The organism is Falsiroseomonas sp. E2-1-a20 (assembly GCF_051433195.1).
Lineage (GTDB): Bacteria > Pseudomonadota > Alphaproteobacteria > Acetobacterales > Acetobacteraceae > Falsiroseomonas.
Map to the genome: position 1 here is coordinate 285,109 of NZ_JBHMFT010000004.1, position 23,942 is coordinate 309,050.

Annotated in this window: 15 protein-coding genes; 14 read left to right on the forward strand and 1 reads right to left on the reverse strand. The window is 70.7% G+C overall.

All coding sequences use genetic code 11. From position 1 onward, the window contains the following. The first annotated feature begins 141 nt into the window (after nucleotides 1–141). The 7 genes from ACFHPP_RS07915 (at nucleotide 142) to ACFHPP_RS07945 (ending at nucleotide 8,627) form a co-directional block, all read left to right on the forward strand. Nucleotides 142–1,329 carry a CaiB/BaiF CoA transferase family protein gene (locus tag ACFHPP_RS07915; protein WP_437162720.1) on the forward strand — a complete coding sequence of 396 codons (1,188 nt, stop codon included), beginning with the start codon at nucleotides 142–144 and terminating at the stop codon, nucleotides 1,327–1,329. A gap of 11 nt (nucleotides 1,330–1,340) precedes the next feature. After that, nucleotides 1,341–2,150: an enoyl-CoA hydratase gene (locus tag ACFHPP_RS07920; RefSeq protein ID WP_437162721.1), complete on the forward strand. Its 810-nt coding sequence runs from the start codon at nucleotides 1,341–1,343 to the stop codon at nucleotides 2,148–2,150. Between the two features lie 40 nt (nucleotides 2,151–2,190). Continuing rightward, nucleotides 2,191–3,246, forward strand: coding sequence for an ABC transporter substrate-binding protein (locus ACFHPP_RS07925; RefSeq protein WP_437162722.1), 1,056 nt, complete (start codon nucleotides 2,191–2,193; stop codon nucleotides 3,244–3,246). Between the two features lie 21 nt (nucleotides 3,247–3,267). Next, the gene (locus ACFHPP_RS07930; protein ID WP_437162723.1) at nucleotides 3,268–4,341 is read left to right on the forward strand and encodes an ABC transporter substrate-binding protein; all 1,074 of its coding nucleotides are present in this window, start codon (nucleotides 3,268–3,270) and stop codon (nucleotides 4,339–4,341) included. Between the two features lie 3 nt (nucleotides 4,342–4,344). Then, nucleotides 4,345–6,081, forward strand: a complete 1,737-nt coding sequence (locus ACFHPP_RS07935; RefSeq protein WP_437162724.1) for an ABC transporter permease — start codon at nucleotides 4,345–4,347, stop codon at nucleotides 6,079–6,081. 2 nt (nucleotides 6,082–6,083) lie between these two features. Next, on the forward strand, nucleotides 6,084–7,151 hold the full coding sequence (locus ACFHPP_RS07940; RefSeq protein WP_437162725.1) for an ABC transporter ATP-binding protein: 1,068 nt from the start codon (nucleotides 6,084–6,086) through the stop codon (nucleotides 7,149–7,151). Between the two features lie 90 nt (nucleotides 7,152–7,241). Beyond that, nucleotides 7,242–8,627 (forward strand): hypothetical protein, encoded by a 1,386-nt coding sequence (locus ACFHPP_RS07945; protein WP_437162726.1) that lies wholly within the window; start codon nucleotides 7,242–7,244, stop codon nucleotides 8,625–8,627. Nucleotides 8,628–8,738: 111 nt separating this feature from the next. Here ACFHPP_RS07945 and ACFHPP_RS07950 read toward each other — a convergent pair whose 3' ends face one another. Continuing rightward, nucleotides 8,739–9,107: a DUF1127 domain-containing protein gene (locus ACFHPP_RS07950; RefSeq protein ID WP_437162727.1), complete on the reverse strand. Its 369-nt coding sequence runs from the start codon at nucleotides 9,105–9,107 to the stop codon at nucleotides 8,739–8,741. A 172-nt stretch (nucleotides 9,108–9,279) separates the two neighbouring features. Here ACFHPP_RS07950 and ACFHPP_RS07955 point away from each other — a divergent pair, with 172 nt between their 5' ends. The 7 genes from ACFHPP_RS07955 (at nucleotide 9,280) to bcsD (ending at nucleotide 23,879) form a co-directional block, all read left to right on the forward strand. Beyond that, the gene (locus tag ACFHPP_RS07955) at nucleotides 9,280–11,064 is read left to right on the forward strand and encodes an aminopeptidase P family protein (protein ID WP_437162728.1); all 1,785 of its coding nucleotides are present in this window, start codon (nucleotides 9,280–9,282) and stop codon (nucleotides 11,062–11,064) included. Between the two features lie 138 nt (nucleotides 11,065–11,202). Next, a complete protein-coding gene (locus ACFHPP_RS07960) occupies nucleotides 11,203–12,303 on the forward strand; it encodes a glycosyl hydrolase family 8 (RefSeq protein WP_437162729.1) in 1,101 nt (366 codons plus the stop codon). Between the two features lie 120 nt (nucleotides 12,304–12,423). After that, the gene (locus tag ACFHPP_RS07965) at nucleotides 12,424–13,620 is read left to right on the forward strand and encodes a hypothetical protein (protein ID WP_437162730.1); all 1,197 of its coding nucleotides are present in this window, start codon (nucleotides 12,424–12,426) and stop codon (nucleotides 13,618–13,620) included. A gap of 19 nt (nucleotides 13,621–13,639) precedes the next feature. Beyond that, nucleotides 13,640–14,440 carry a cellulose biosynthesis protein BcsQ gene (gene bcsQ / locus ACFHPP_RS07970; RefSeq protein ID WP_430668333.1) on the forward strand — a complete coding sequence of 267 codons (801 nt, stop codon included), beginning with the start codon at nucleotides 13,640–13,642 and terminating at the stop codon, nucleotides 14,438–14,440. Next, nucleotides 14,437–19,359, forward strand: a complete 4,923-nt coding sequence (gene bcsA / locus ACFHPP_RS07975; RefSeq protein ID WP_437162731.1) for a UDP-forming cellulose synthase catalytic subunit — start codon at nucleotides 14,437–14,439, stop codon at nucleotides 19,357–19,359. The genes bcsQ and bcsA overlap by 4 nt, the downstream gene beginning before the upstream one ends. Further along, nucleotides 19,356–23,240 carry a cellulose synthase subunit BcsC-related outer membrane protein gene (locus tag ACFHPP_RS07980; protein WP_437162732.1) on the forward strand — a complete coding sequence of 1,295 codons (3,885 nt, stop codon included), beginning with the start codon at nucleotides 19,356–19,358 and terminating at the stop codon, nucleotides 23,238–23,240. The genes bcsA and ACFHPP_RS07980 overlap by 4 nt, the downstream gene beginning before the upstream one ends. Nucleotides 23,241–23,399: 159 nt before the next feature. After that, a complete protein-coding gene (gene bcsD, locus ACFHPP_RS07985; RefSeq protein ID WP_437162733.1) occupies nucleotides 23,400–23,879 on the forward strand; it encodes a cellulose biosynthesis protein BcsD in 480 nt (159 codons plus the stop codon). Nucleotides 23,880–23,942: the final 63 nt, after the last annotated feature.

Below are 23,942 nucleotides of genomic sequence, written 5' to 3' on the forward strand. Positions count from 1 at the left end.
GCGTCGGCGGGAAAGCGACTTCGACCATCCCGGAAAGTGTTTACAGTTCACGTGGAGGCTGACAAGCTGCCGCGAGCGAGAAAAGAACACGTTCGGGAGGACGTTGATGCTGGCCATCACTATGGGCCGGGCGTGCGTCGCATGACGGAGCAGGCACATCTGCCGCTGGCCGGGTTGCGCGTCCTGGACCTGACCGTCGCGCGTGCCGGCCCGACCTGCGTGCGCCACCTGGCGGATTGGGGTGCGGAGGTCATCCGCATCGCGCCGCCGGCCACGGAAGGCGGCGACATCGCCGGCGACCACGACGGCTTCGACTACCAGAACCTGCACCGCAACAAGCGCGCCATGCAGATCGACCTGAAGTCGGAGCAGGGCCGTGCGCTGTTCATGGAGATGGCGAAGACCGCCGATGTCGTCGTCGAGAACATGCGCGCCGCGGTGAAATTCCGCCTCGGCGTGGACTACGCCAGCGTCAGCGCCATCAACCCCCGCATCGTCTATGGCTCGATCTCCGGCTTCGGCCAGGATGGCCCGTATGGCCATCGTGCCGGCGTGGACCAGATCGCGCAGGGCATGGGCGGGCTGATGAGCATCACCGGCGTGCCTGGCCACGGCTTCGTCCGCGTCGGCATTCCTGTTGCGGACCTCACCGCCGGCAACCTGCTGGCACTGGCCGTGATGATGGCGCTGTTCGACCGCGTGAAGACCGGCCGTGGCCGCTGGGTGCACACCAGCCTGCTGGAGGTCATGGTCTTCATGCTGGATTTCCAGGCGAGCCGCTGGCTGCTGGCGGGCCAGGTCGCCGGGCAGGCGGGCAATGACCATCCGACGGCGATCCCGACCGGCGTCTATCCGACCGCGGACAAGCCGATCGCCCTGGCCGCGCCCTCGCCGCGCATGTGGGACCGTTTCTGCGACGCGCTCGGCAAGCCGGAATGGAAGCAGCGCGAAGGTTGGGACACGCGCGATGGTCGCTCCGACGACCGCGCCGCGATCAATGCGGCCATCGCGGAGATCACCAGCACGAAGCCGAGCCTGCACTGGATCGAGGTGCTGGATGGCGCCGGCATCCCGTGTGGCCCGATCAACACCATCGACCAGACCTTCGCGGACCCGCAGGTGCAGCATCTGGAACTGGCGAAGCCGGTGGCGCATCCCAGGCTGGGAGACCAGAAGCTGGTGCGCAGCGCCATCAACATGCACGACGTGGCCTGGACCATCCGCAAGCCGACGCCCGATGCCAGCCAGCATACGGACGAAGTCCTGGCCGAGCTGGGTCTTGACCCACCGACCATCGCCAAGCTGCGCGCCGCGCGCGTGATCCAGTAGGAACGAACGCCATGGACGGCATGAACCTCACCCTGAGCACGCCGAAGATCCTGGCGCGGATCGAGGACGGCATCGGCTGGCTCACCTTCAACCAGCCCGAGAAGCGCAACGCCATCTCGCTCGAGATGTGGGAGGCCGTGGCCGCCGCGGCAGAGCGTTTCGCCAGTGATCCGGCGGTGCGCGTCGTGGTGATGTCCGGCGCCGGCGGCAAGGCCTTCGCCTCCGGCGCCGACATCAGCCAGTTCGAGAAGATGCGGGACAGCGCGGAGGCCGAGGCGAAATACTCCGCCACCTCCTCCCTCGCACGCAAGCGGCTGGAGGCGCTGGACAAGCCGCTGATTGCGATGATCCAGGGCTTCTGCATCGGCGGCGGCTGCGCGACGGCCCTGGTTGCCGATCTCCGCATTACGGCGGAGGATGGGAAATTCGGCATTCCCGCGGCAAAGCTCGGCGTCGCCTATGCCTATCACAGCCTGCGGCGCCTGGTGGCGCTGGTGGGGCCGGCGGTGGCGAAGGAGATCATGTTCACCGGTCGCTTCCTGGATTCGGCGGAAGCGCTGCGCGTCGGCCTGGTGAACCGCGTGGTGCCGCCGGACCAGCTGGAATCGACGGTGCGGGATATGGCGCAGACCATGGCGCGCAACGCGCCGCTGTCCATCCGCGCCTCGAAGGTCGCGATCGACCAGATCGCCGGGGACCCGAAGCAGGCCGACGAGGCGCGCTTCGACGCGCTGTACCGCGCCTGTTTCGACAGTGCCGACTACGCCGAGGGCCGCGCGGCCTTCATGGCCAAGCGACCCCCGGTGTTCACCGGGCGCTGAACCCCGCGTGACGTGCGTGCCAAACCTGGGAGGAAAAAAGATGAGCCGCCTGACCAAGCGCCAACTCCTGTCCCTCACCACCGGCTTCGCCATCATCGGCTCCACCAGGCATGCCGCCGCGCAGGACATGCCCGCGCATGAGCGCCAGCTTTACGAAGCAGCCAGGCGCGAGGGCGAGATCACCTGGTACTCCGGGCAATACAACGCCGAAACCTCTGAAGCCGTGGGCCGCGCCTTCAACGAGCGCTTCCCCGGCGTGCGCTGCAACGTGGTGCGCAGCACGTCCCAGGTCGCGTTCCAGCGTCTGTCGCAGGATGCACGCGCCAATGTCGCGCAGTGCGACGTGTTCAGCTCGACCAATTCCGGCCACTTCACCCTGCTGAAGCGGCAGAACCGCCTGATGCAGTACAAGCCGGAACATGCCAGCGGCCTGCTGCCGGCGATCCAGAACGCCGATCCGGACGGCTTCTTCCACACCACCTTCCTCGGCCTGTTCCTGATGACGCACAACACGCGCCTGGTCAGTGAGGCGGAGGCTCCGAAAAGCTGGCAGGACGCGCTGGATCCGAAATGGAAGGACAAGCTGGCGGTCGGCCATCCGGGCTTCAGCGGCGCCATCGGCGTCTGGGCCGTCCAGATGCGCAAGATGTATGGCTGGGACTACTTCGAGAAGCTGGAGCGCAACAATCCGCAGATCGGTCGCTCGAGCCAGGACCCGGTGACCACGCTGAATGCGGGTGAACGTTCCGTCGGACTCTGCGTGCCGGTCGGCACCACGGCGCTCGCCATCTCCCGCGGCAATCCGCTGCGGCTGATCTATCCGACGGAAGGCGTGCTCGCTGCCATCTCGCCCTCCGCCATCATCGCCAATGCTCCGCATCCGAACGCGGCGAAGCTGTTCATGGAGTTCCAGCACAGCCCGCAGCTTTCGCAGACCGTGCGCCTGACCTTCAACGAGCCGCTGCGCCCGGACGTGCCGCCGCCGGAAGGCGGTCGCCCGCTGTCCGAGGTCAAGCTGCTGGCGCCGAGCCTGGAGGAACAGGAGAAGGGCGTGCCCGAAGTGCGGGAATCCTGGCGCGACACGTTTGGCGTCTGACAAAACAACAGGGAGAAGACCATGACCGATCTCACCAAGCGGGGACTGCTCGGCGGCACGGCGGCGCTCGCCGCCGCCGCCATCCTGCCGGCGCGCAACGCGGCGGCCCAGGCGGCGCAGGACCTGCCGGCGCATGAGCGGCCGCTGTACGAGGCGGCGCAGCGCGAGGGGGAGCTGACCTGGTACACCGGCCAGCTCCAGGCGGAACCCTCGGAGGCGGTCGGCCGGGCCTTCACGGAACGCTACCCGGGCGTCCGTTGCAACGTGGTGCGCACGACCTCGCAGGTCGCGTTCCAGCGGCTGTCGCAGGATGCCCGGGCGCGCGTCGCGCAGTGCGACGTGTTCAGCTCCACCGACTACAGCCACTTCACCTTCCTGAAGGGCGAAGGCCGGCTGATGCCCTACAAGCCGGAGAACGCGGCCGGCATGGTCAAGGGCGCGCGGGACGCGGCGGACCCGGACGGGCATTTCCAGATCACCTACCTGGCCCTGTACCTGATCGCCCGTCGCAGCGACCGGCTGAGCGAGGCGGAAGCACCGAAAAGCTGGCGCGAGCTGACCGATCCGAAGTGGCGCGACAAGCTGGCAGTCGGCCATCCCGGATTCAGCGGCGCCATCGGCAACTGGGCCATCATGATGCGCGCGGCCTATGGGGAGGAGTTCTTCAAGCAACTCGAGCGCAACCGCCCGCAGATCGGCCGTTCCGCCGGGGATCCCGTGACCACGCTGAATTCCGGCGAACGCCTGGTCGGTGTCGGCATTCCGTCGGCGGCGACGTTGTTCAGCATGTCCCGCGGCAACCCGCTGGCGCTGATCTACCCGACGGACGGCACGCTGATGGTGCCCTCGCCGAGTGCCGCCATCGCCAATGCGCCGAAGCCGAACGCGGCGAAGCTGTTCATGGAATTCGTCACCGGCGACGCCTATTCGCGGACCATCCGCCAGTACTACGCGGAATCGCTGCGGCCGAACGTGCCGCCGCCGGAAGGCGCACGGCCGCTCGATGAGATCAAGCTGATCACCCCGACTCCGCAGCAGATCCAGAACGAGATGACCGAGGTCAAGGAACTCTGGCGTGACACATTCGGTGTGTGAACGATGAGCGAAGCGCCCGCACTCCCCCATCCCGCGACGGCACGCAGCGGCCTGTCGCATCGGCTCGCGCGGATCGAGCCGGTGATGCTGCTGTGGATCGCGCTGATCGCGATCCTGCTGTTCCTGGTGGCCTTCCCGCTCGGCAAGCTGCTGGTCGTCAGCTTCGAGACGCGCGGGACGGGCGCCTTCACGCTGTCCAACTACCTCACTGCCTATGGCCGCTCGCGCTATGTCGATGCGCTGGTCAACTCGCTGCTGCTCGGCCTGATCTCGGCGACCATGGCGGTTGTGATGGCGGTGCCGATGGCCTGGGCGGTGTCGCGCACGGACATGCCGTTCAAGGGGCTGACCTGGGCGGTGGTGCTCGGCGCCTTCATCCTGCCGCCCTATCTCAGCGCGGTCGGCTGGATTCTCCTCGCCGGGCCAAACTCGGGCTTCCTCAACCTGGCCTGGCGCGGCCTGACCGGCAGCGAGAACGCGCTGTTCAACATCTACAGCTTCGAGGGCATGGCGCTGGTCATCGCGCTGAACGCCTTCCCGCTGGTCTTCATCTTCGTGAAGTCGGCGCTGGACCTGGTGTCCTCGGAAATGGAGGACGCCGCCAACATCCTCGGCGCCGGTACCTGGACGGCCATGCGCAAGGTGTCGCTGCCGCTGGTCTGGCCCGCCATCATGGCCGGCTTCATCATCGTCTTCCTGGAAGCCATCGCGCTGTTCGGCACGCCGGCCATCATCGGCATCCCGGCGCGCATCAACGTCGTCACCACGCAGCTCTGGCAGTTCTTCGAATACCCGGTGCGGGTGGAGGTCGCGGCCGCCTATGCCATGCCGCTGCTGCTGATCACCGCCGGCATGATCGTGGTGCAGCGCCTGCTGCTTGCGCGCAAGGGCTTCGTCTCTCAAACTGGCAAGGGCGGCGAACGCCGGCCGATCAAGCTCGGCCCCTGGCGCTGGGTGGTGTTCGGCTGGTGCGCGCTGGTCGGGCTGATGGCGGTGGTGGCGCCGCTGTTCGTGCTGCTGCAGGCCAGCTTCGCCAAGGCCTGGGGCCGTGGCCTGGCCTGGGACAACCTGACCTTCGCCAACTACTACCTGCTCATCTTCGAGCATGAGATGGCGATGACCTCGATCTGGAACACCATCTGGTTCTCCGCCGTGGCGGCGACGGCAGCGGTGCTGATCGCGCTGCTGGTCGCCTACATCGTCAACCGCAAGCTGGTGCCCTTCGGCGATGCGCTCGGCTTCCTGGCCATGGCGCCCTTCGTCATCCCGGGCATCGTCATGGCCATCGGCTTCTACGCCGCCTATGCCTCGCCGCCCTTCGCGCTGTACGGCACGGCGGCGATCATCATCCTGGCATTCACGGCGCGCTTCCTGCCCATTGCCTACGCCAATTCCGCCTCCGCGATCCGGGCGGTGCATCCGGAGATGGAGGAGGCGGCGCGCATCCTGGGCAGCGGGCGGCTGCACGCCATCCGCATGATCACCGCGCCGCTGGTGCGGAAATCGTTGCTCGGCGGCTGGCTCATCGTCTTCATCGTCGCCTCGCGCGAGTTGTCGGCGGCGATCTTCCTGGTCGGCCCGCGCACGCGGACCATGTCGGTGCTGCTGTACGACCTCAGCGAGGCCGGCAACTTCGAGGTTCTGGCCGCCTTCGGTGGCCTGCTGCTGGTGGTCACCATGGTCTTCGTCGGCATCGGCATGAAGCTGGCCGGGCGCGACTTCATGCTGCGGAGAAACTGAGGATGTCGCGTCTTTCCATCCAGGGCCTGACCAAGGCCTATGGCCCGAACCGCGTGGTGGACAGCATCGACCTCACGCTCGAGGAGGGCGAGTTCGTCTCCCTCCTCGGCCCCTCCGGCTGCGGCAAGACCACCACGCTGCGCATGATCGCGGGCTTCGTCGATCCGAACGAGGGCAGCATCTCGCTCGATGGGCAGGTGATCTCCGCCCCCGGCGCGGTGCTGCCGCCGGAGAAGCGCGGCATGTCGATGATCTTCCAGAGCTACGCGATCTGGCCGAACATGACGGTGGCGGAAAATGTCGGCTTCGGCCTGAAGCTGCGCAAGCTTCCCGGCGCCGAGATCAAGCAGCGCGTCATGCAGATTCTTGAAGTGGTGCAGATGGCACACCTGGCCGCGCGCTACCCGGCGGAACTGTCGGGCGGCCAGCAGCAGCGCGTGGCGCTGGCGCGCGCCATCGTGGTGAAGCCGGCGGTGCTGCTGCTGGACGAGCCGCTGTCGAACCTCGATGCCAATCTGCGCGAGGAAATGCGGTTCGAGATCCGCCGGCTGCACGACGAGTTCCGCATCACCACCGTCTACGTCACGCACGATCAGTCGGAGGCGATGGCGACATCGGACCGGATCGCCGTGATGAATGCCGGGCGGATCGAGCAGGTGGACGCGCCGCATCTTCTCTACACCCGGCCACGCACGCGCTTCGTCGCCGGCTTCATCGGCCGCACCAACCTGCTGCCGGCGCAACTCCGCAACGGCGAGGTCGGCTTTGGCGGCATTTCCATGCAGGCCGGGCAGGTGCCGGGCGCCGACACGGCAAAAGGCGGGGACATCCTCGTCTCGGTCCGGCCGCAGAGCATCGGGCTGCACCGCGAAAGGCCGGCGGGCAGCGCGCCGATGCTGGCCGGCGTGGTGTCGCAGCGCACCTTTCTCGGCGAGACCTGGGACTACGTGGTGAATGCGGAGGGCAGCGACCTGCGGCTGCGCGCCACCGCACCGCCGCTGCAGATTCATGAGGTGGGCGAACCGGTCTGGATGGCGTTCGATCCGCAGCAGATGGCGATGGTGGTCTGAGGCTGTTCACACTCCGCTGAGGCGTGAAGGAAGCGGCTGGCCGGGTGCCGGCGATGCGGCTTATGCAGGGCCGCATCAGACCCCCGGAGGATGATGGGCGAGACTTCGGACCTTTCCGCGCTCCCGGTTCCGAGCGACGGGGTACACCGCATCCTGGGCCAGCGCCTCGGCCCCGACAGCTTCTCCGAACTTGGCTGGACGGTGCTGCGGAACGATCCGCCGGCGGACCCGCGCCTGCCGAGGGTCGAGGCGGATTTCGTGCTCGCCGATGCGCGGCAGGGCGTCGTCCTGGTGCAGATGAACTCGAGCGCCCGGCCGCCGGCGGCCGACCAGCTTCGCGAGCGGCTGGATGCGGCGGGTTTCGCGCAGGCGGCGCCAGGATTCCTGCCGATCGTCACGGTGCAACTGAACGATGGCGATGTCTGGCGGCTGACCGGCCTGCTGGATTTCGCCGTGGCGGCGGAGCCACCCATCGAGGTTCAGGGCGACTGGGTGGCGCTGGCACAGCAGGCCCTGTTGGCGGCGCCCCCGGCTGCCAAGCCGCCTGAGGCCGCAGCCGCGGCGGCCGCCGCACGGCCCATGCGTCCGGCGCTGCCATTGCCGGAGGAACGCCAGCCGCTTGCCCCGGCCTCCCGCCCCACGCAGCCGGGCCGGTTCCGCATGCTGCACCTGTTCTGGATCGCGGCGGTACTGACGGGGGGTACCGCGTTCGGCCTGCTGCACTACCTCGGCCCGCCGCGCGAAGTCGCCGCGCCGGCTTCGCTCCAGGCCCGGATCGCCGAGGCGGATGCGCCAGTGCGGGAGGCTCCCGCCGCCCCGCCCCCGTCCATCCCGGCGCCACCGCCGCCCGCCGCGGCCCGCGAGCCGGTTCCGGTCGAGCAGGTCCGGCCTGCGCCACCCCCGGCTGAACCGTCGCAGGCTGGACCGCCCCCGGCTGAACGGCAGGTCGCCGCGGCCGATGCCATCCCGCTGCCGCCACCGCCCGCACCGCCGGTTCCGCCCCGGCCGGTCGTGGCGCGCGCCGCGCCGGAGTCCCGCTGGTCGGACGAGCCGCCCTTCCTGCCGGAGCCCGAGCCGCCGCGCGAACTGCCGCCGGAATGGTTCGTCGCCAAGCCGCCCGAACTCGATCGGACGTGGTTCGATGGGCCGGACCCGGGCCCTGCGCCGCAGGCTGCTGAATCCGGTGGCCCCGCCCGCATCTTCGTCCACCACCACCGCAGCCGCCGCGACCTGGCCGACAGCCTGGCGGGGCAGGCGCAGCGCCTGGGCGGGACGGTGGAAGTGCGCGTGGTGCCCGCCACGCCGCCGACCGGCGAGGTTCGCTATTTCAATTCGGGCGACCGGGAGATGGCGGAGCGGCTTGCGGCCACGCTGGGCGGCAGCTTCCGCGCCCGCAGCTTCACCAGCTTCTCCCCGCGCCCCAGTCGCGGGACGCTGGAGGTCTGGGTTCCCGGGCGCGACGAGGGCTGGGACTGAACCTGCGCAGGATCTGCGCCGCGAAACATGCGACGAAGCCGGCCCCTTTCGGAGCCGGCCCCGCGCTTCCGCCCCGATCCCTGCGGATCGCAACGGGTAACTTGTGCCGCCTCAGGCCGCGGCGGTGGCGCCTACCGGGGCGCGGTTGCCGTTGGCGGCCGGCCTCGCGGGCATGCGGAAGTCGGGCTCGAACACCCGGCTGATCTCGCCGCGCACCAGGCCGATATCGGCCAGTTCCCGGTCCGTCAGGGCGCGCAGGTTCTCATAGGTGCGGCGGCGGTCGGGCCAGCTGCGGATCGTCGTGCCCAGGAAGACCAGGCCGCGGCCGAGGCTGGCGAAGAAATGGCGGATCCCGTCCGCGATCGCCTGGTCGCGCGCGCGGATGGCGGCGTGGCGCAGCACTTCGATCTCGCGGCTGGCGCGGTCCGGGGTGGGGTAGGAGAACAGGGTAACCTGTTCCAGGCTCTGGCGGGCGTCCATGATGACCTCTGTTGAGCTGCGCGGCGGCCTGGTCGTCCTCGGCCTGAGCCACCGCGCTTCGGAGACAGGATATAGAGGCACGGAGGTCACAGGTGATGCGCCGAAGCCACAGCATAGACATGCGTCAGACGCATGAAACATGCCGGACATATGTTTCTTCGTTAGGACTTGTATGAAACATTCCACGACACAGGCCGGCCGCCTGGCCGCGCTGCGGGCCGAGATCGCGCGCCGCAACCTCGATGGCGCCCTGGTGCCGCGTGCCGACGCCTTCCTTGGCGAATATGTGCCGGCCTCCGCCGAGCGCCTGGCCTGGCTGACCGGCTTCACCGGCAGTGCCGGCCTGGCCCTGGTGCTGCGCGACCGCGCGGTGCTGTTCGTGGATGGACGCTACACCACCCAGGCGGCCGCCGAGGTGGACCAGGCTCTGTGGGAGTTCCGCCACCTGATCGAGGCGCCGCCCGCCAGCTTCCTGCGCGACCATGCCGCCGGCCTGCGCATCGGCTACGACCCGTGGCTGCACCCGGCCGCCACGGTGGATCGCCTCGCCGAAACCGGGGCCACGCTGGTGCCGCTGGCCGACAACCCGGTGGATGCCGTCTGGCAGGACCGCCCGCCGCCCCCCGCCGGCCCGGCCCGGCCGCACCCGCTGGCCTTCGCGGGGCGGGAGGCGCAGGCGAAGCGGGATGAGGCGGCGGCCACGCTGCGCGGCGCCGGCCAGGCCGCCGTGGTCCTGGCGGACCCGCATTCCGTGGCCTGGCTGCTGAACATCCGCGGCGACGACCTCGGCCACACCCCGCTGGCATTGGCCACCGCGCTGCTGCACGACGATGCGCGCGTGGACCTGTTCCTGGACCCGACCCGGGCAAATGCGGCGCTACGGGCCCATCTCGGCAATGGCGTGGCGCTGCATCGCCCCGAGTCGCTGGCGGAGGTGCTGCGCGGCCTGGCCGGGAAGCGCGTGCGCCTGGACCCTGACGTCACCCCGGCCCGCTTCGGCCAATTGCTGCGGGAGGCCGGGGCCGAGGCGGTGTCCGCGGAGGATCCGTGCCGCCTGCCGCGTGCCTGCAAGAACCCGGTGGAACAGGAGGGCGCCCGTGCCGCGCACCGGCGGGATGCGGTGGCGCTGTGCCGCTTCCTCGCCTGGTTCGCCGAAGCCGCGCCGCGCGGTGGCGAGACGGAGATGTCCGCCGCCGCCCGCCTGCTGGCGCTGCGGGCGGAGGCACCGTTGTTCGTGGCGGAGAGCTTTCCGGCGATCAGCGGCGCAGGGGAACACGGCGCCATCATCCATTATCGCGCGACACCGGCGAGCGACCGCCCGATCCGCCCGAACGAGGCCTATCTGATCGACAGCGGCGCGCAGTACCGGGATGGCACCACGGATGTCACCCGGACCCTGTGGACCGGGCCCGGGGCGCCGCCCGAGCAACTCGCCCTCCACTATACCCTGGTGTTGCAGGGTCACCTCGCGCTTGCCGCGACGCGGTTTCCCGAAGGTGTCGCCGGGCCGCACCTGGATGCGCTGGCGCGGCGGTCGCTGTGGTTGCAGGGGCTGGACTATGATCATGGCACGGGGCACGGCGTCGGCAGTTTTCTCTCCGTGCATGAGGGCCCGGCCGGGATCAGCCGGGCCGCGCGGCCGATCCCATTGCGGCCAGGAATGGTGCTGTCCAACGAACCGGGCTTCTACCGCCCCGGCGCCTACGGCATCCGCATCGAGAACCTGCTGCTGGTGCGCCAGGCCACGCCGCTGCCGGGCCAGGCGCGCCCGTTCCTGGATTTCGAGACGCTGACCTTCGCCCCCTATGAGCGCCGGCTTGTGGTGGCGGAGATGCTGACGGCATCCGAGCGCGCCCAGGTCGATGCCTACCACGCCGCCGTGCTGGCGCTGGTCGGACCCTCGCTGCCGCCGCGGGAGGCGGCCTGGCTTGCCGGCGCCTGCGCCAGGCTGGCCTGACTCCGGTCACGGGGGCTGGCGCGAAGCGGAATGGTTCGACTACAACCTCTGGGAGCATTGTTCTTTACCTTTGCATCAGAAGGTTGTTGAATTAACCATCAACCTCCGCTTCACCCACAGCTGCGACCCTAGGACTGCATGTCCCAACAGCTCCGCCGTCGCGCCCTTCTCACCCTGGCTGCAAGCCCGGCGATGCCGGTGGTTGCGGCACCCCGCAACACATCCCCCGGCCGCGCCGGCATCGACGCTCCGTCGCCGGTCGAGGCGGAGCACTGGCGGGCCTTCTGCGCCCGCTTCGTGCAGCCGGAGGGCCGGGTGGTCGATACCGGGAATGGCGGCATCTCGCACAGCGAAGGGCAGGGTTGGGCGCTGCTCTGTGCCGAGCAGATGGACGACCGCGAAACCTTCGACCGCCTGCTGGGCTGGACCCGGCGGGTGCTGGCGCGGCCCAACGATGCGCTGTCCGCCTGGCGCTTCCGGCCGGACGGGCCACGGGGCGGCGCCGTCGATGACATCAACAATGCCACCGATGGCGACCTGATGATCGCCTGGGCGCTGCTGCGTGCCGGGCGGCGCTGGGATGCCGCGGGCCTGACGGCCCAGGGCACCGCCATTGCGCGCGACGTGCTGCGCCTGCTGGTGCGGGAGGTCGGGGACGAGACCGTGCTGCTGCCCGGCGCCGCCGGGTTCGAACAGCGCGAGCACATCGTGCTCAACCCCTCCTACTACGCGTTTCCGGCCCTGCGGGCCCTGGCCCAGGCGGTGCCGGACCCGACCTGGCTGCGGCTGGCGGTGGATGGCGTGGCGCTGCTGCGCCGGGCGCGCTTCGGCCGCTGGGGCCTGCCGGCGGATTGGGTGGCGCTGCCCCGGCTGGGCGGCAGGCCGGCCCCGGCCCCGGGCTGGCCGGCGCGGTTTTCCTACGACGCGCTCCGCGTGCCGCTGTACCTCGCCTGGGCCGGCATGGGGCGGGAGCCGGCGGCGGTCGGCGCGGCACGCTTCTGGGCCGATCCACAGCATCAGCGCATGCCGGCCTGGACCGATTTTGCATCGGATGCAGTTTCTCCATACCAGGCATCCACCGGCATACGCTCGGTTGCACAGTTGACGATCGGCAGGCAGTCCGAGTCTGCATCACAACCGCGTTGGCCTTCGCCGAGTGAGGCGCAGGACTATTATTCAGCCGTTCTTAGCTTGCTCGCACGTCTCGCTTGGCGGGATTCGACACTCGCTTCGATATAGACCTGCCAACGTGTTGAGATTAGGTATTCCCTAACCCTCGCGTTCACGGCATGTTGCACCGCGATTGGGGGTTCATCTCATATGCGCCAAGATACGGATGTAGCACGGGTCGCAGCCGCGTTGCGGGCCCCGGCTATCCGTTACCGCAGCTTCGGCAATGAGCCGGTCCGCACGCCGGCGCCGGCGCCCGTGCCGGATGCGGACCCCTATGCCCTGCTCGGTGCGGCCATGAATGCAGCCGCCGAGGTGGGGCAGCAGCAGGGCCTGCCGCCGGCGCAGCCCTGGCAGCCGCCGGCCGAACCCGCCGCGGCGTCGGGCCACTGGCAGGAGCCGGTGCGGTTTCATGAGGCGCCCCAGCCCCAATCTTCGGCCAGTCCGCAATGGGCAACGCGCGAGGAAGATGCCACGCAGCAGCCGGGCCACTGGCAGCAGCCGAGCTGGCCCGAGCCTGCCTCGCCGGCGCGTGCCGAGACGTTGGTGCCGAGCCGTGCGGTAACGCCGCCGGCTGCCTGGTCCGAGCCGCCGGCCGCCTGGCCTGAGCCGGCCGCGCCGGCCTGGCCCGAGCCGCCCGCGCCTGCGGCGTGGTCCGAGCCGTCTGCTCCAGCGGCCTGGATCGAGCCTCAGCCGCCCGTCGCACCGCCGCGTCCGGCAGCCGTCCTGCCGCCTGCCCCGCCCGCCGAACCGGAGACGCTGGCTCCGGCCGCCATCGAGCCTGTGTCGCCGCCGCCCTTGCCTGCCATGCCGGCGGTCGCGTCCGGCTGGACGCCTTCGGCGGCACCCGTCGCCACCCCGGAGCCGCCGGCGCGTGTCGTGGTGGCGGCGCCCGCGGAAGCCCCGGCACGGGTCGCCGACGCAGCACGGAAGCCGGCTTCCGTGGTGCCCGCCGCAGCGCCGGACATGCCGCTGCTGCGCGCGGCCGATGCGCCGCCGCCGGCGCTTCCGAAGCCGGCCCTCTCGACGCTGACCGAGCTCTCGGTCGCGCCACCGCCGGCGAAGCCGCCGGAGCCGCGGGCCGCGGCGCCCCGCATGCTGTTCCCGCTGATCGAGGCGCTGGACCTTCCCGGCGGCATGATGCCGCGACGGATGCAGGCCAACGTGCCCGTGGCGGAGTACCTGGCGCCGGAGTACCAGGCACCGGAGCCGCCCGTCGTGGTGGCCGCGGCGCCCGAGCCGCCGCCGCCACGTATCCTCCTGGCGGCGGAAATCGACCTGCCGCTGCCGGAGCTGCTGCGCCTCCTCGCTGCCGACCCGGCCGATTCCGCCGACGGCTTCCTCGCACTGCGCCGACCCCCGCGCGCAGACCGCTCCACGACTTGACGGGAGGCCTACCCCGACCATGCCGCTGATCTGTTTCGCGTCCCCCAAGGGCGGCGTCGGCAAGACGACTTTGACGGCCAACCTGGCCGATGCGTTGCAGCGCGAGGGCCGTCGCGTGATGGTCATCGACTTCGACCCGCAGAACACGCTGCGGCTGCATTTCGGCGTGCCGCTGACCGACATGGGCGGCTTCACCGCGGAACTGCCGCGCCGGCCGGATTGGCGCGCCTGCGTGCGGGAAACCGCGTCCGGCGTGATGGTGCTGCCGCATGGTGCGATGGAACTGCGCGGGGCGCTCGGCCTGGCGGCGGCGCTGGAGCGGGACCCGGAGCTGCTGGCCGCGCCGATGCGCGCCATCCTGTCCGACCCCGGCCTGACCGTGATCGCCGATACCTCCCCCGGCCCGTCGCATGCGCTGGCGGTGCTGGTGCCGATGGCATCGATGGTGATCGCGGTGCTGCAGGCGGAAGCGATCAGCGCGGCGCTGATCCCGGATATCGACAGCGGTCGCTTCCTCGGCTCTGGCACCATGGCGGCGCTGTTCGCCGGACGTCTGCGCGTGGTGCTGAACGAGGTCGACCTCAATTCGCGCCTGTCGCGCGCCGCGGCGGATGCGGTGGCACGCCATCTCGGCCCGCGCCTGCTCGGCGCCGTCAGCCGCGACGAGACGATGGCGGAAGCGCTGGCGATGCAGAAGCTGGTGCAGGAAATCGCCCCCGACTCGCGCGCCGCGGAAGACATCCGCGGCATCGCGCGCGCCGTGGAAGCGGCGCTGCCGGCGGCGCCGGAAGGCTTCGCGATGGGGTGGGGCGCGCGATGAGCCGCGCCGGTTCCCTCCGACAGGGCCGCGCTTTCCGCGGTGGGCCCTGGGCACGCCGGTGGGTGTCCTGGCCGTTGATGCTGCTCAGCCTCATCATCGGCCTGACCTTCATGGTCGCACCGCTGGCGGCGGAACAGCAGGCCTGGCTCGCGGTGGCGGGCTTCCTGCTGTACCTGGTGGCGAACCGGATCCCCGGGCGCGCGATGACGATCTTCGTCGTCTTCATGTCCTGCCTGGTCTCCCTGCGCTACATCCATTGGCGGATGGTCGACACGCTGGAATTCACCAGCTTCCTGCAGACCTTCCTCGGCACCGGCCTGCTGCTGGCCGAGATCTACGCCATCACCACCATGCTGCTGGCCTATTTCCAGGCGATCTGGCCGCTGGACCGCAAGCCGGTGCCGCTGCCGGAGGACCCCGAGGAATGGCCGACGATCGACGTCTTCATCCCGAGCTACAACGAGCCGCTGGAGATCGTGAAGCCCGCCGTCTACGGCGCGCTCGCCATCGACTGGCCGCGGGACAAGATGAACGTCTACCTGCTGGATGACGGGCGCCGCGACGATTTCCGGCGCTTCTGCGAACAGGTCGGCTGCACCTACCTGATCCGCGCCGACAACAAGGGCGCCAAGGCCGGCAACATCAACGCCGCGCTGAAGGTCACCAACGGCGAATACATCTGCATCTTCGACTGCGACCACGTCGCGACCCGCGCCTTCCTGCAGCTGACCGTGGGCTGGCTGCTGCGAGACCGCGACCTCGCCATGGTCCAGACGCCGCACCATTTCTATTCGCCCGATCCGTTCGAGCGGAACCTGGCCTCCGGCCAGCGCGTGCCGAATGAAGGCTTGCTGTTCTACGGCATGGTGCAGCAGGGCAACGATCTGTGGAACGCCGCCTTCTTCTGCGGCAGCTGCGCCGTGATCCGGCGCGAGGCGCTGGAGGAAGTCGGCGGCGTGCCGACCGAGACGGTGACGGAAGACTGCCACTGCTCGCTGAAGATGCAGCGACGCGGCTGGCGCACGGCCTATATCCGCATCCCGCTGGCGGCCGGCCTGGCGACGGAACGCCTGATGCTGCACATCGGCCAGCGCATGCGCTGGGGCCGCGGCATGATCCAGATCTTGCGGATCGACAACCCGATGATGGGCAGCGGGCTGAAATTCTACCAGCGCTGCTGCTACTTCATGTCGCAGTTCCACTTCCTGTTCCCGCTGCCGCGCTTCGTCTTCCTGACGGCGCCGCTGGCCTTCCTGCTGTTCGGCGAGAGCATCATCGCGGCGTCCCCGCTGGCGATCCTGGCCTATGCGGCGCCGCACATCCTGCACTCCGTGGGCGCGACGAGCCGCCTGTCCGGCCATGTGCGACACAGCTTCTGGTCGGAGATCTATGAGACGGTGCTGGCGCTGTATTTGATCCCGGTGATGCTCGCGACGCTGCTCGACCCGAAGAAGGGCAAGTTCAACGTGACCGACAAGGGCGGCACGCTGCAGGAAGGCTTCTTCGATCTGCGTGCCGTCGGCCCGAACATGGTCCTCGCCCTGGCGCTGATCGCAGGGTTGCTGTCCGGCATCTACGGCCTGACCACGAACCCCGTGGACAGCCTGGATTTCCAGGCCTTCGCGCTGAACTTCCTGTGGGCGACGCTGTCCTTCATCGTGGTGCTGGCCGGCCTCGCCGTCGGCCGCGAACGCCGGCAGGTGCGCGAACGCGCCCGCGTCGGCGCCGTCATCGCGGCGAATGTGGTGCTGGCGGATGGCCAGGTGCTCGAGGGCGAGACGCAGGACCTTTCGCTCGGCGGCGCCGCCATCTCCATCGCGCGCCCGGCAACGGTGCCGGAGGATGCGAACATCACGCTCGAACTCGATGTCGGCCCCGAATGGGTGGCGATTCCGGCCGAGGTGCTGCGTTGGCAGGAGGGCCGCATGCAGGTGCGCTTCGCGGCGCAGACGCTGCACGACGAGGGCAACATCGTCCGCGCCGTGCTCGGCCGCGCCGATGCCTGGGTCGATTGGGACGACGTGCGGGAGGACGTGCCGCTGCGCAGCCTGGGCGAGGTCGCGCGCTCGATCGGCGGCCTGTTCCGCGGCGACAGCCAGCTCCGCTTCCTCACCCGCCGCGGCAAGCAGGCGAAGGTCGTGGTGCGGGTCGAGGCACCGACCGCGGCGATGCAGGCCGAGCAGGCGGCGCAGGCCGAGCAGCCGGACGTGCCTGTGGCGACCGCCGCGACGGCACGGCGCGCCCGCGGCGAAAGCAACATCCGCCGCGCCGCGGCCGTTGCCCTGATGCTGGCGCTCGGGGCGCCGGGGCTGGCGATGGCGCAGGTGAATCTGCGCGGCGCACCGCCGCCGCCGGCCCCCTTGCAGCCGGGCCCACAGGGCCTGCCGCTGAGCCTGACGCCGCAATCCCCGGGTGTCGGCACCTTCGGCGCGCCAGCGACGCAGAGCGGCGCCGTGCCACTCGGCCTGCCGGCGCAGTCGCCGGGCATCGGCACCTTCGGCGCCCCCTCCGGCCAGGGCGGCGCGGTGCCCCTGCAGGTGCAGGGCTCGCCGTTCGGGCAACCCGGCGCGACACCCTTCGGCCAGCCAGCCCAGCCGGGTGCGGCGCCGTTCGGCCAGCCGGCGCAGCCGGGCGTCTTCGGCAGCACGCCGACGCCGCAGCCGGGCTCGGCCAACACCGGCCTGCCGCCGCTGCCTGTGGCGCAGCCGGGCTACCTCGGCCCGGTGGGCGGCCCCAGCGGCCCGGCCCTCGGCAGCTTTGGAGCGCCCTCCGGTGATTTCGGCTCGACGCGCACGGAAACCCGCACGCTGCGCCAGCTCGGCCTGCGCGCGCCCATGCAGATGCGCGGCACCTCGGATCTCCAGGGCGTGCTGTTCGGTGTCCGCGGCGACGAGGTGGTGACCGGTGCGCGGCTGGTGCTGCAGGGCGCGACGAGCCCGGCGCTGATCCCGGAATACAGCCAGGTGGCGATGGCGCTGAACGAGCAGTTCGTCGGCGTGATCAACCCGGACCGGAACCGGCCCGCCTTCGGCCCGCTGGAATTCCCGATCAACCCGGTGTTCTTCGCCGACCTGAACCGGCTGAACTTCCGCTTCACCGGGCGCTACACCCAGGAATGCAACGACCCGCTCTCGGGCCTGCTCTGGGCCAATGTCTCCGACCTTTCCACGCTGCAGCTGACGCTGGAGCGCCTGCCGTTGCAGCGCGACCTGGCCCGCCTGCCGGAGCCGTTCTTCGACCCACGCCTGCTGCGGGAGCCGTTGCTGCTGCCGGTGGTGGTGCCGCAGGCCGTGAGCAACGAATCGCTGAAGGCGGCCGCCACCGTGGCCTCCTGGTTCGCGGTGCAGGCGGATTACCGCGGCGCCAGCTTCCCGGTCTCCTTCAGCCTGCCACAGCGTGGCAATGCCGTGGTGATCGCCGGCGGACCGGAGACGGTGCCCGGCCTCGCTTTGCCTCGCTTCGATGGGCCCACCCTGGCGCTGATCCCGAACCCGACGGACCGCTTCGGGCTGCTGCTGATCGTCGGCGGCCGGACCGGTGAGGAAGCGGCGCAGGCCGCGATCGTGCTGGCGAACAGCAAGGAAGCCCTGGCCGGCGAGATCGCCGTGGTGCAGCCGGTCAGCGTCCCGACCCGGCAGCCCTACGACGCGCCGCGCTGGGTGCGCAGCGACCGCCCGGTGCGACTCGGCGAGCTGGTGGACCCGTCCGAACTGCAGGCCTTCGGCTACGCGCCCGGCCCGATCTCGGTGCCGTTCCGCACGGCGCCGGACCTGTACACCTGGCGTGGCCGGCCGCTGCCGGTGGAACTTCACTACCGCTCCCCGCCCGGGCCGATCATGGATGTCGCGGTCTCCCGCCTCGACATCGCCCTGAACGACATCTACCTGCGCAGCCTGCCGCTGCGCGACGCGGACGCGCCCTGGCCGCTCAGCATCCTGACGCGGCAGTTCGGCCAGACGGAGCGCATGACCTCGCGCTTCGGCCTGCCGCCCTACCTGATCTTCGGCGCCAACGAATTGCAGATGCGCTTCGACATGCGCCCGCTGCACCGTGGCGACTGCATCGCGGTGCCGGCCGATGTGCGCGCCGGCATCGACCCGGACAGCACCATCGACCTGTCCGACGCGCACCGCTTCACCACGCTGCCGAACCTCGCCTTCTTCGCCGGCTCGGGCTTCCCCTTCACCCGCATGGCGAATTTCACCGAGACGGGCGTGGTGGTGCCGGAGCAGCCGAATGCGGCCGAGCTCAGCTCCTTCCTGACGCTGATGGGCCGCCTCGCCTCCCATGTCGGCCATGCCACAACGGGCATCACCGTGGTTCGGCCCGGCGGCCTCGACAGCGTCGCCGGCAAGGACCTGCTGGTGATCGGCCCGCTCGGCCGGCAGCCGGCGCTGGAGCGCCTGTTGCGCGAGGATGGGCCGGTCCGGCTGGAGGGCAACCGCCTGACCGTCGCCCTGCCGGATGCGCTGGAGGGCTTCCGCAACCTGTTCCTCGGCGACGAGCCGCGGGTGGCGCGGGAACAGGCGCAGGCGCTGCTGACCTCGACCGGCGATGGCCTCGGCATCCTGATGGGCTTCGAAAGCCCGCTGCGCTCCGGCCGTTCCGTCGTTGCATTGTCCGGCACTACGACGCAGGGGCTGGAGGACATGCTGGCCGCGCTGCGCGACCCGGAACAGGCGCCGCGCGTGCAGGGTGACCTGGCGATCCTGTCCTCCGGCCGGATCAGCGGCTTCACGCTCGGCAACCACTACACGGTCGGCTCCCTGCCGCCCCACATCTGGCCGCAATACTTCCTGCAGACCCGGCCGGACCTGCTGCTGCTGCTGCTAGCGATTTCCTGCGCCATCGTCGCCGTTCCCGCCTACTGGGCGCTGCGCCGTCGCGCGGCCATCCGTCTCCGGACGAGGACCACATGACCAGAGTGACAACTTCCTGCTACCGGTCCGGACTTCTCGGCACGGCGCTGGTGGCGGCCGTGCTGCTCGCGGCGCCGGCCTCGGCACAGGATCGCGGCATCGCGGCGCTGCTGGACCAGGCGAATTACTGGAAGCTGCAGAACCGGCCGGACCAGGTGGTCCGCACGCTGGAACGCGTGATCCAGGTGGACCCGCGCAACGCCGATGCCCTGGCCGGCATCGCGGAGGCGCAGGCGCAGCTTGGCAACGTGGCGCAGGCGCAGGAAGCGCTCGGCCAGCTGCGGGCCAGTGCACCGGCGGACCCGCGCACGGCGCAGGCGCAGGTGGCGGTGCGGACCTCCACCGTGGATGCCGGCGCGCTGGCGCAGGCGCGGCAGTTGGCCCAGGCCGGCCGCAACGCGGAGGCCGTGCAGGGCTACCGTACGATCTTCGCCGGCGCCCCGGTACCGGACAGCTTCGCACTCGAATACTACCAGGCCCTTGCCGGCACCGAGAATGGCTGGGCGGAAGCGCGCCAGGGCCTCGGCCGCCTGGCGCAGCGCAACCCGAACAACACGGCCGTGCAGCTCGCCAACGCGCAGGTCCTGACCTACCGCGAGGAAACCCGCGCCCAGGGCATCGAAGCCCTGCGCCGCCTGTCCAACCGCCCCGACAGCCAGCAGAGCGCGACCGCCGCCTGGCGCCAGGCGCTGACCTGGATCGGCCCGGGGCCGGAGGCGGTGACGCCGCTGGAAGGCTACCTGCAGCAATTCCCGAACGATGCCGAGATCCAGCGGCGGCTCGAGGAAGCCCGCAACCCGCCGCCGGGCGCGGTGGACGAGGTGGGCAATGCCCGCGTCACCGCCTGGCGCAACTACAATGCCGGCCGGCTGCGCGAGGCGGAGGAGACCTTCACCGCGCTGCTGGCGGTGGAGCCGAACGACCCGGACGGGCTGGGCGGCCTCGGCCTGATCCGGCTGCGCCAGGGGCGGCAGGCGGAAGCCCGCCGGCTGCTGGAACAGGCGATCGAGGCCGACCCGGCGCGCCGCGCCGATTGGCAGCGGGCGCTGGCCGGTGCCTCCGTGCGGCCGACGGCGCCAAGCCGGGCTGGCGGCGGTGGTGGCACGCCGGGGCCGGACATCCAGGCGGCGCGCAACCTGGTCGCCGCCGGCAACGTCTCCGAGGCCGAGCCGCTGCTGGCGCGCATCGTCGCGCGCAACGGCGGCGACCGGCCGGATGCGGAGGCGCTGCTGGGGGATATCGCCCTGCGCCAGGGCAATGCCGGGCTGGCCGAGCAGCGCTACCGCGCCGCCCTGGCGCGCCGCGGCAATTTCGGCGCCGCCCTGTCGGGCCTGGCGAACGCGTTGCAGGAACAGGGCAAGTTCGCCGAGGCCGAGGAGGTGTTCCGCCGGCTCGGCGGCACCAACGCCCCCCAGGTGCGCGCCGATGCGCTGCGCGCCGAGGCCGAGCGGACCGATGACCCGGAAGCGGCCAGCGCCCTGCTGCGCGCGGCGATCCAGAATGACCCGGCGAATCCCTGGCCGCGGCTGGATTTCGCGCGGCTGCTCGCCCGCTCCGGCCGTGGGGCCGAGGCGAACCAGATGATCGCGGCGACGGTGGCCAACCGCGCGACGCCGGATACGATCCACGCGGCCGCGATCTTCGCCAGCGAGCAGGGGCGGCCGGCCGATACCGTGCAGTTGCTGGAACGCATCCCGGCCCGCAGCCGTACCGCCGACCAGAACCGGCTGATGACCACCTCCCGCGTGCAGGGAGAGGTGCAGGCCGCGGCTTCCCTGGCGCGGATGGGACGGCGGCAGGAGGCGCGCAACCGCCTGATCGCCATCGCCTCCCGCCGCGATCCGACCGGGGAGGCCGGGCCGGCCGCGGTGCGCGCGCTGAACGCCATGAACGACCCGCGCGGTGCGCAGGAAGCGGCGCGGATGTACGCCATCGCGACGCGCGGCCAGGCGCCCGCGGCGCAGCTCGCCGGCGCGTCGACGCTGCTGGAAGCCGGGCTGAACCAGGAGGCGGCGAACCTCGCCTCCGGCATCGACGCCAACCGGCTGACGGCCGACCAGCGGCGGCAGGCCAACAGCATCTCCGCCGGCCTGTCGATCCGTGCCGCCGACCAGTTGAACCAGGCCGGAGACCAGGCCAGCGCCTTCGACGTGCTGATGCCGACGCTGCGCCAGAATCCCGAGAGCCCCGCCGCCAACCTCGCCTTGGCGCGGTTGTACCAGGGGGCGCGGGAGCCGGAGCAGGCCGGGCGCATCGCCGAGGCGGTGCTGTCCCGCAACCCGCGGGACACGGATGCACGGCAGGCGGCCATCGACGCCGCCATCGCCAATCGCGACTGGAGCCGGGCGGAGGCGATCCTGTCCGAGGGCCGCGCGCTGATGCCGAACGATGCGCGCATCCCGCTGCTGGAAGCCCGCCTCGCGCGCGCCTGGGGCGACCAGCGTCGTGCCCGCAACGCGCTGGAACAGGCGGCGCAACTGCGCCGCCAGCAGATCGGCGTCAGCAACCCGCCCGGGATGCTCGGCGGGTCCATGGTGCCGCAGGCGACCCTGCCGCAACAGCAGGCGCCGCAGGGCTATGAGAACCCGTTCCGCCGCGTACCGCTGGCGGGCCAGGATTTCGGCCAGCCGCAGGCCGGTGGCCGGATGCAGGGCCAGCAGTTCAGCCAGGTCCAGGGCTTCGCGCCGCAAGGCGCGCAGCCGGCCGACCCGCTGCTGAACGAGATCAACCGTCAGCTCGGCGAGGTTCGGCAGGAAGCCGCGCCGCGCGTGACGCCGGCCATCGGCATGCGGGTGCGATCGGGCGATGACGGAATCGATGCGCTGACCGAAACCCATGTCGGCGCGGAGGGCAGCATCGCGGTGCCGGGCATCGGTGGGCGGCTGACCGCGCGCGCCAGCGCAGTGACGCTGGACAATGGCGAGCTGTCCGGCTCGCTGCCCGCGATGCGGCGCTTCGGCAGCTTCGCCTCATCCCTGCCCGGGCTGCAGGGCACGCTGACGCCGCAGCAGGCGGCGCAGGCGCGCAACACCGAAAGCAGCCAGTCCGGCGTGGCGCTTGGCGCCGCCTATGCGCGACCCGGCTTCACGGTGGATATTGGCAGCACGCCGCTCGGCTTCCTGCAGGAGAACATCGTCGGCGGGCTGGAGATCGCGCCCGAGATCGGCGACGGCGTGCGGCTGCGGCTGACCGCGGAGCGCCGCGCGATGACGGACAGCCTGCTGTCCTGGGGCGGCCTGCGCGACCCGCAGAGCAACACCATCTGGGGCGGCGTGGTGCGCACCGGCGGCCGCGCGCAGATCGAGTTCAGCAGCGGCGAGACGAATTTCTACATCGCCGGCGGCTACTACACCATGTCCGGCGAGGGCGTGGCGGAGAACAGCCGGATGGAAGCCGGCGCCGGCTTCCAGACCCCGATCTGGCGCTCGGCGACGGAGGAGCTGGTTGCGGGCCTCGACCTCGTCTACTTCGCCTATGACAAGAACCTGCGCTTCTTCACGCTCGGCCATGGCGGCTACTTCAGCCCGCAATCCTTCATCGCGGCGAACGTGCCGATCGACTGGCGTGGGCGGTCCGAGAACCTGTTCTACCGGGCCGGCGCCACCATCGGCGTCGCGACCTTCACCGAGGACCGCACGCCCGTCTTCCCGAACGACACCGGGTTGCAGGGCGGCCTGCAAGGGCGCGCCAACAGCGAGCCGGGCGTGGATGCCTTCTATTCCGGCCAGTCCAAGACCGGCCTGACCGGCGGGCTGCGGGGCGATATCGAATACATGGTCACGCCGCAGCTCCGCATCGGCGGCGCGCTGCGCTTCGACCAGGCGGCGGATTGGAGCGAGACGCGGGGCCTGGTCTATGCCCGCTATCGCTTCGATAGATGATTTGATGCCTCAGGTGCCGGCGCAGCCTCCGGCTGCTTGGCTCGTCGGGCTAACGGCACGCCTTCGGCCTGCCGCAGGCGCGGCGAGCCGAATTCGCGGCCTCGGCACGCTTCGCGTGCCGCAGGTTCGGTGCTTTTGGTCCATGGTAGGGGGATGGGCATGATGGATCTCGCATCGGCGGAACCGGCGACGGCCGCCTATCTCGCCCGGCGTGGCGTCGCCTCGCAGTGGCGCCTGTTCCTGCGCGGGCTGGTGGAGACGTTGGAGGAACACCTCGATGTCTCCGGCCGCGACGCGCTGATGCGCGCCGTGGGCCGCCGCATGGCGGATGCGATGCCGCTGCCGCATTGCGACACGCTGAAGGCGCTGGAATCGCAGATCAACAACGCGCTGGCCGCGGCCGAATGGGGCTACTGCCAGCTGGCCGTCGATGTCGAGCATCGGCGCCTGCTGGTCAGCCATGGCGCGGCGCCGGCCATCGGTGCCGGCGACGATGCCGATGGCGGCTGGATCGGCGCGGTGCTGGAAGGGCTCTATGCCGGCTGGCTGACGGACCAGCCGGGCGCCGATGCGGCGCTGAAGCCGGTGATCTCCACCTATGCGGCCGGTGAGGCCCGCCTCCACTACGGCCGGGCCTAGGGCGTTTTGTCGTGGTGCATTTTCCGAGTTGTCCGGCGTGTGCGCCGGACTTGAAACGGCCCT

What these genes read in the sequence shown, in the direction of transcription:
- ACFHPP_RS07960 (WP_437162729.1), top strand. Translation starts at nt 11,203, where the DNA reads ATGTCCCAACAGCTCCGCCGTCGCGCCCTTCTCACCCTGGCTGCAAGC.
- bcsD (WP_437162733.1), top strand. Translation starts at nt 23,400, where the DNA reads ATGATGGATCTCGCATCGGCGGAACCGGCGACGGCCGCCTATCTCGCC.
- bcsA (WP_437162731.1), top strand. Translation starts at nt 14,437, where the DNA reads ATGAGCCGCGCCGGTTCCCTCCGACAGGGCCGCGCTTTCCGCGGTGGG.
- ACFHPP_RS07915 (WP_437162720.1), top strand. Translation starts at nt 142, where the DNA reads ATGACGGAGCAGGCACATCTGCCGCTGGCCGGGTTGCGCGTCCTGGAC.
- ACFHPP_RS07955 (WP_437162728.1), top strand. Translation starts at nt 9,280, where the DNA reads ATGAAACATTCCACGACACAGGCCGGCCGCCTGGCCGCGCTGCGGGCC.
- bcsQ (WP_430668333.1), top strand. Translation starts at nt 13,640, where the DNA reads ATGCCGCTGATCTGTTTCGCGTCCCCCAAGGGCGGCGTCGGCAAGACG.
- ACFHPP_RS07950 (WP_437162727.1), bottom strand. Translation starts at nt 9,107, where the DNA reads ATGGACGCCCGCCAGAGCCTGGAACAGGTTACCCTGTTCTCCTACCCC.
- ACFHPP_RS07940 (WP_437162725.1), top strand. Translation starts at nt 6,084, where the DNA reads ATGTCGCGTCTTTCCATCCAGGGCCTGACCAAGGCCTATGGCCCGAAC.
- ACFHPP_RS07930 (WP_437162723.1), top strand. Translation starts at nt 3,268, where the DNA reads ATGACCGATCTCACCAAGCGGGGACTGCTCGGCGGCACGGCGGCGCTC.
- ACFHPP_RS07925 (WP_437162722.1), top strand. Translation starts at nt 2,191, where the DNA reads ATGAGCCGCCTGACCAAGCGCCAACTCCTGTCCCTCACCACCGGCTTC.
- ACFHPP_RS07935 (WP_437162724.1), top strand. Translation starts at nt 4,345, where the DNA reads ATGAGCGAAGCGCCCGCACTCCCCCATCCCGCGACGGCACGCAGCGGC.
- ACFHPP_RS07920 (WP_437162721.1), top strand. Translation starts at nt 1,341, where the DNA reads ATGGACGGCATGAACCTCACCCTGAGCACGCCGAAGATCCTGGCGCGG.
- ACFHPP_RS07980 (WP_437162732.1), top strand. Translation starts at nt 19,356, where the DNA reads ATGACCAGAGTGACAACTTCCTGCTACCGGTCCGGACTTCTCGGCACG.
- ACFHPP_RS07945 (WP_437162726.1), top strand. Translation starts at nt 7,242, where the DNA reads ATGATGGGCGAGACTTCGGACCTTTCCGCGCTCCCGGTTCCGAGCGAC.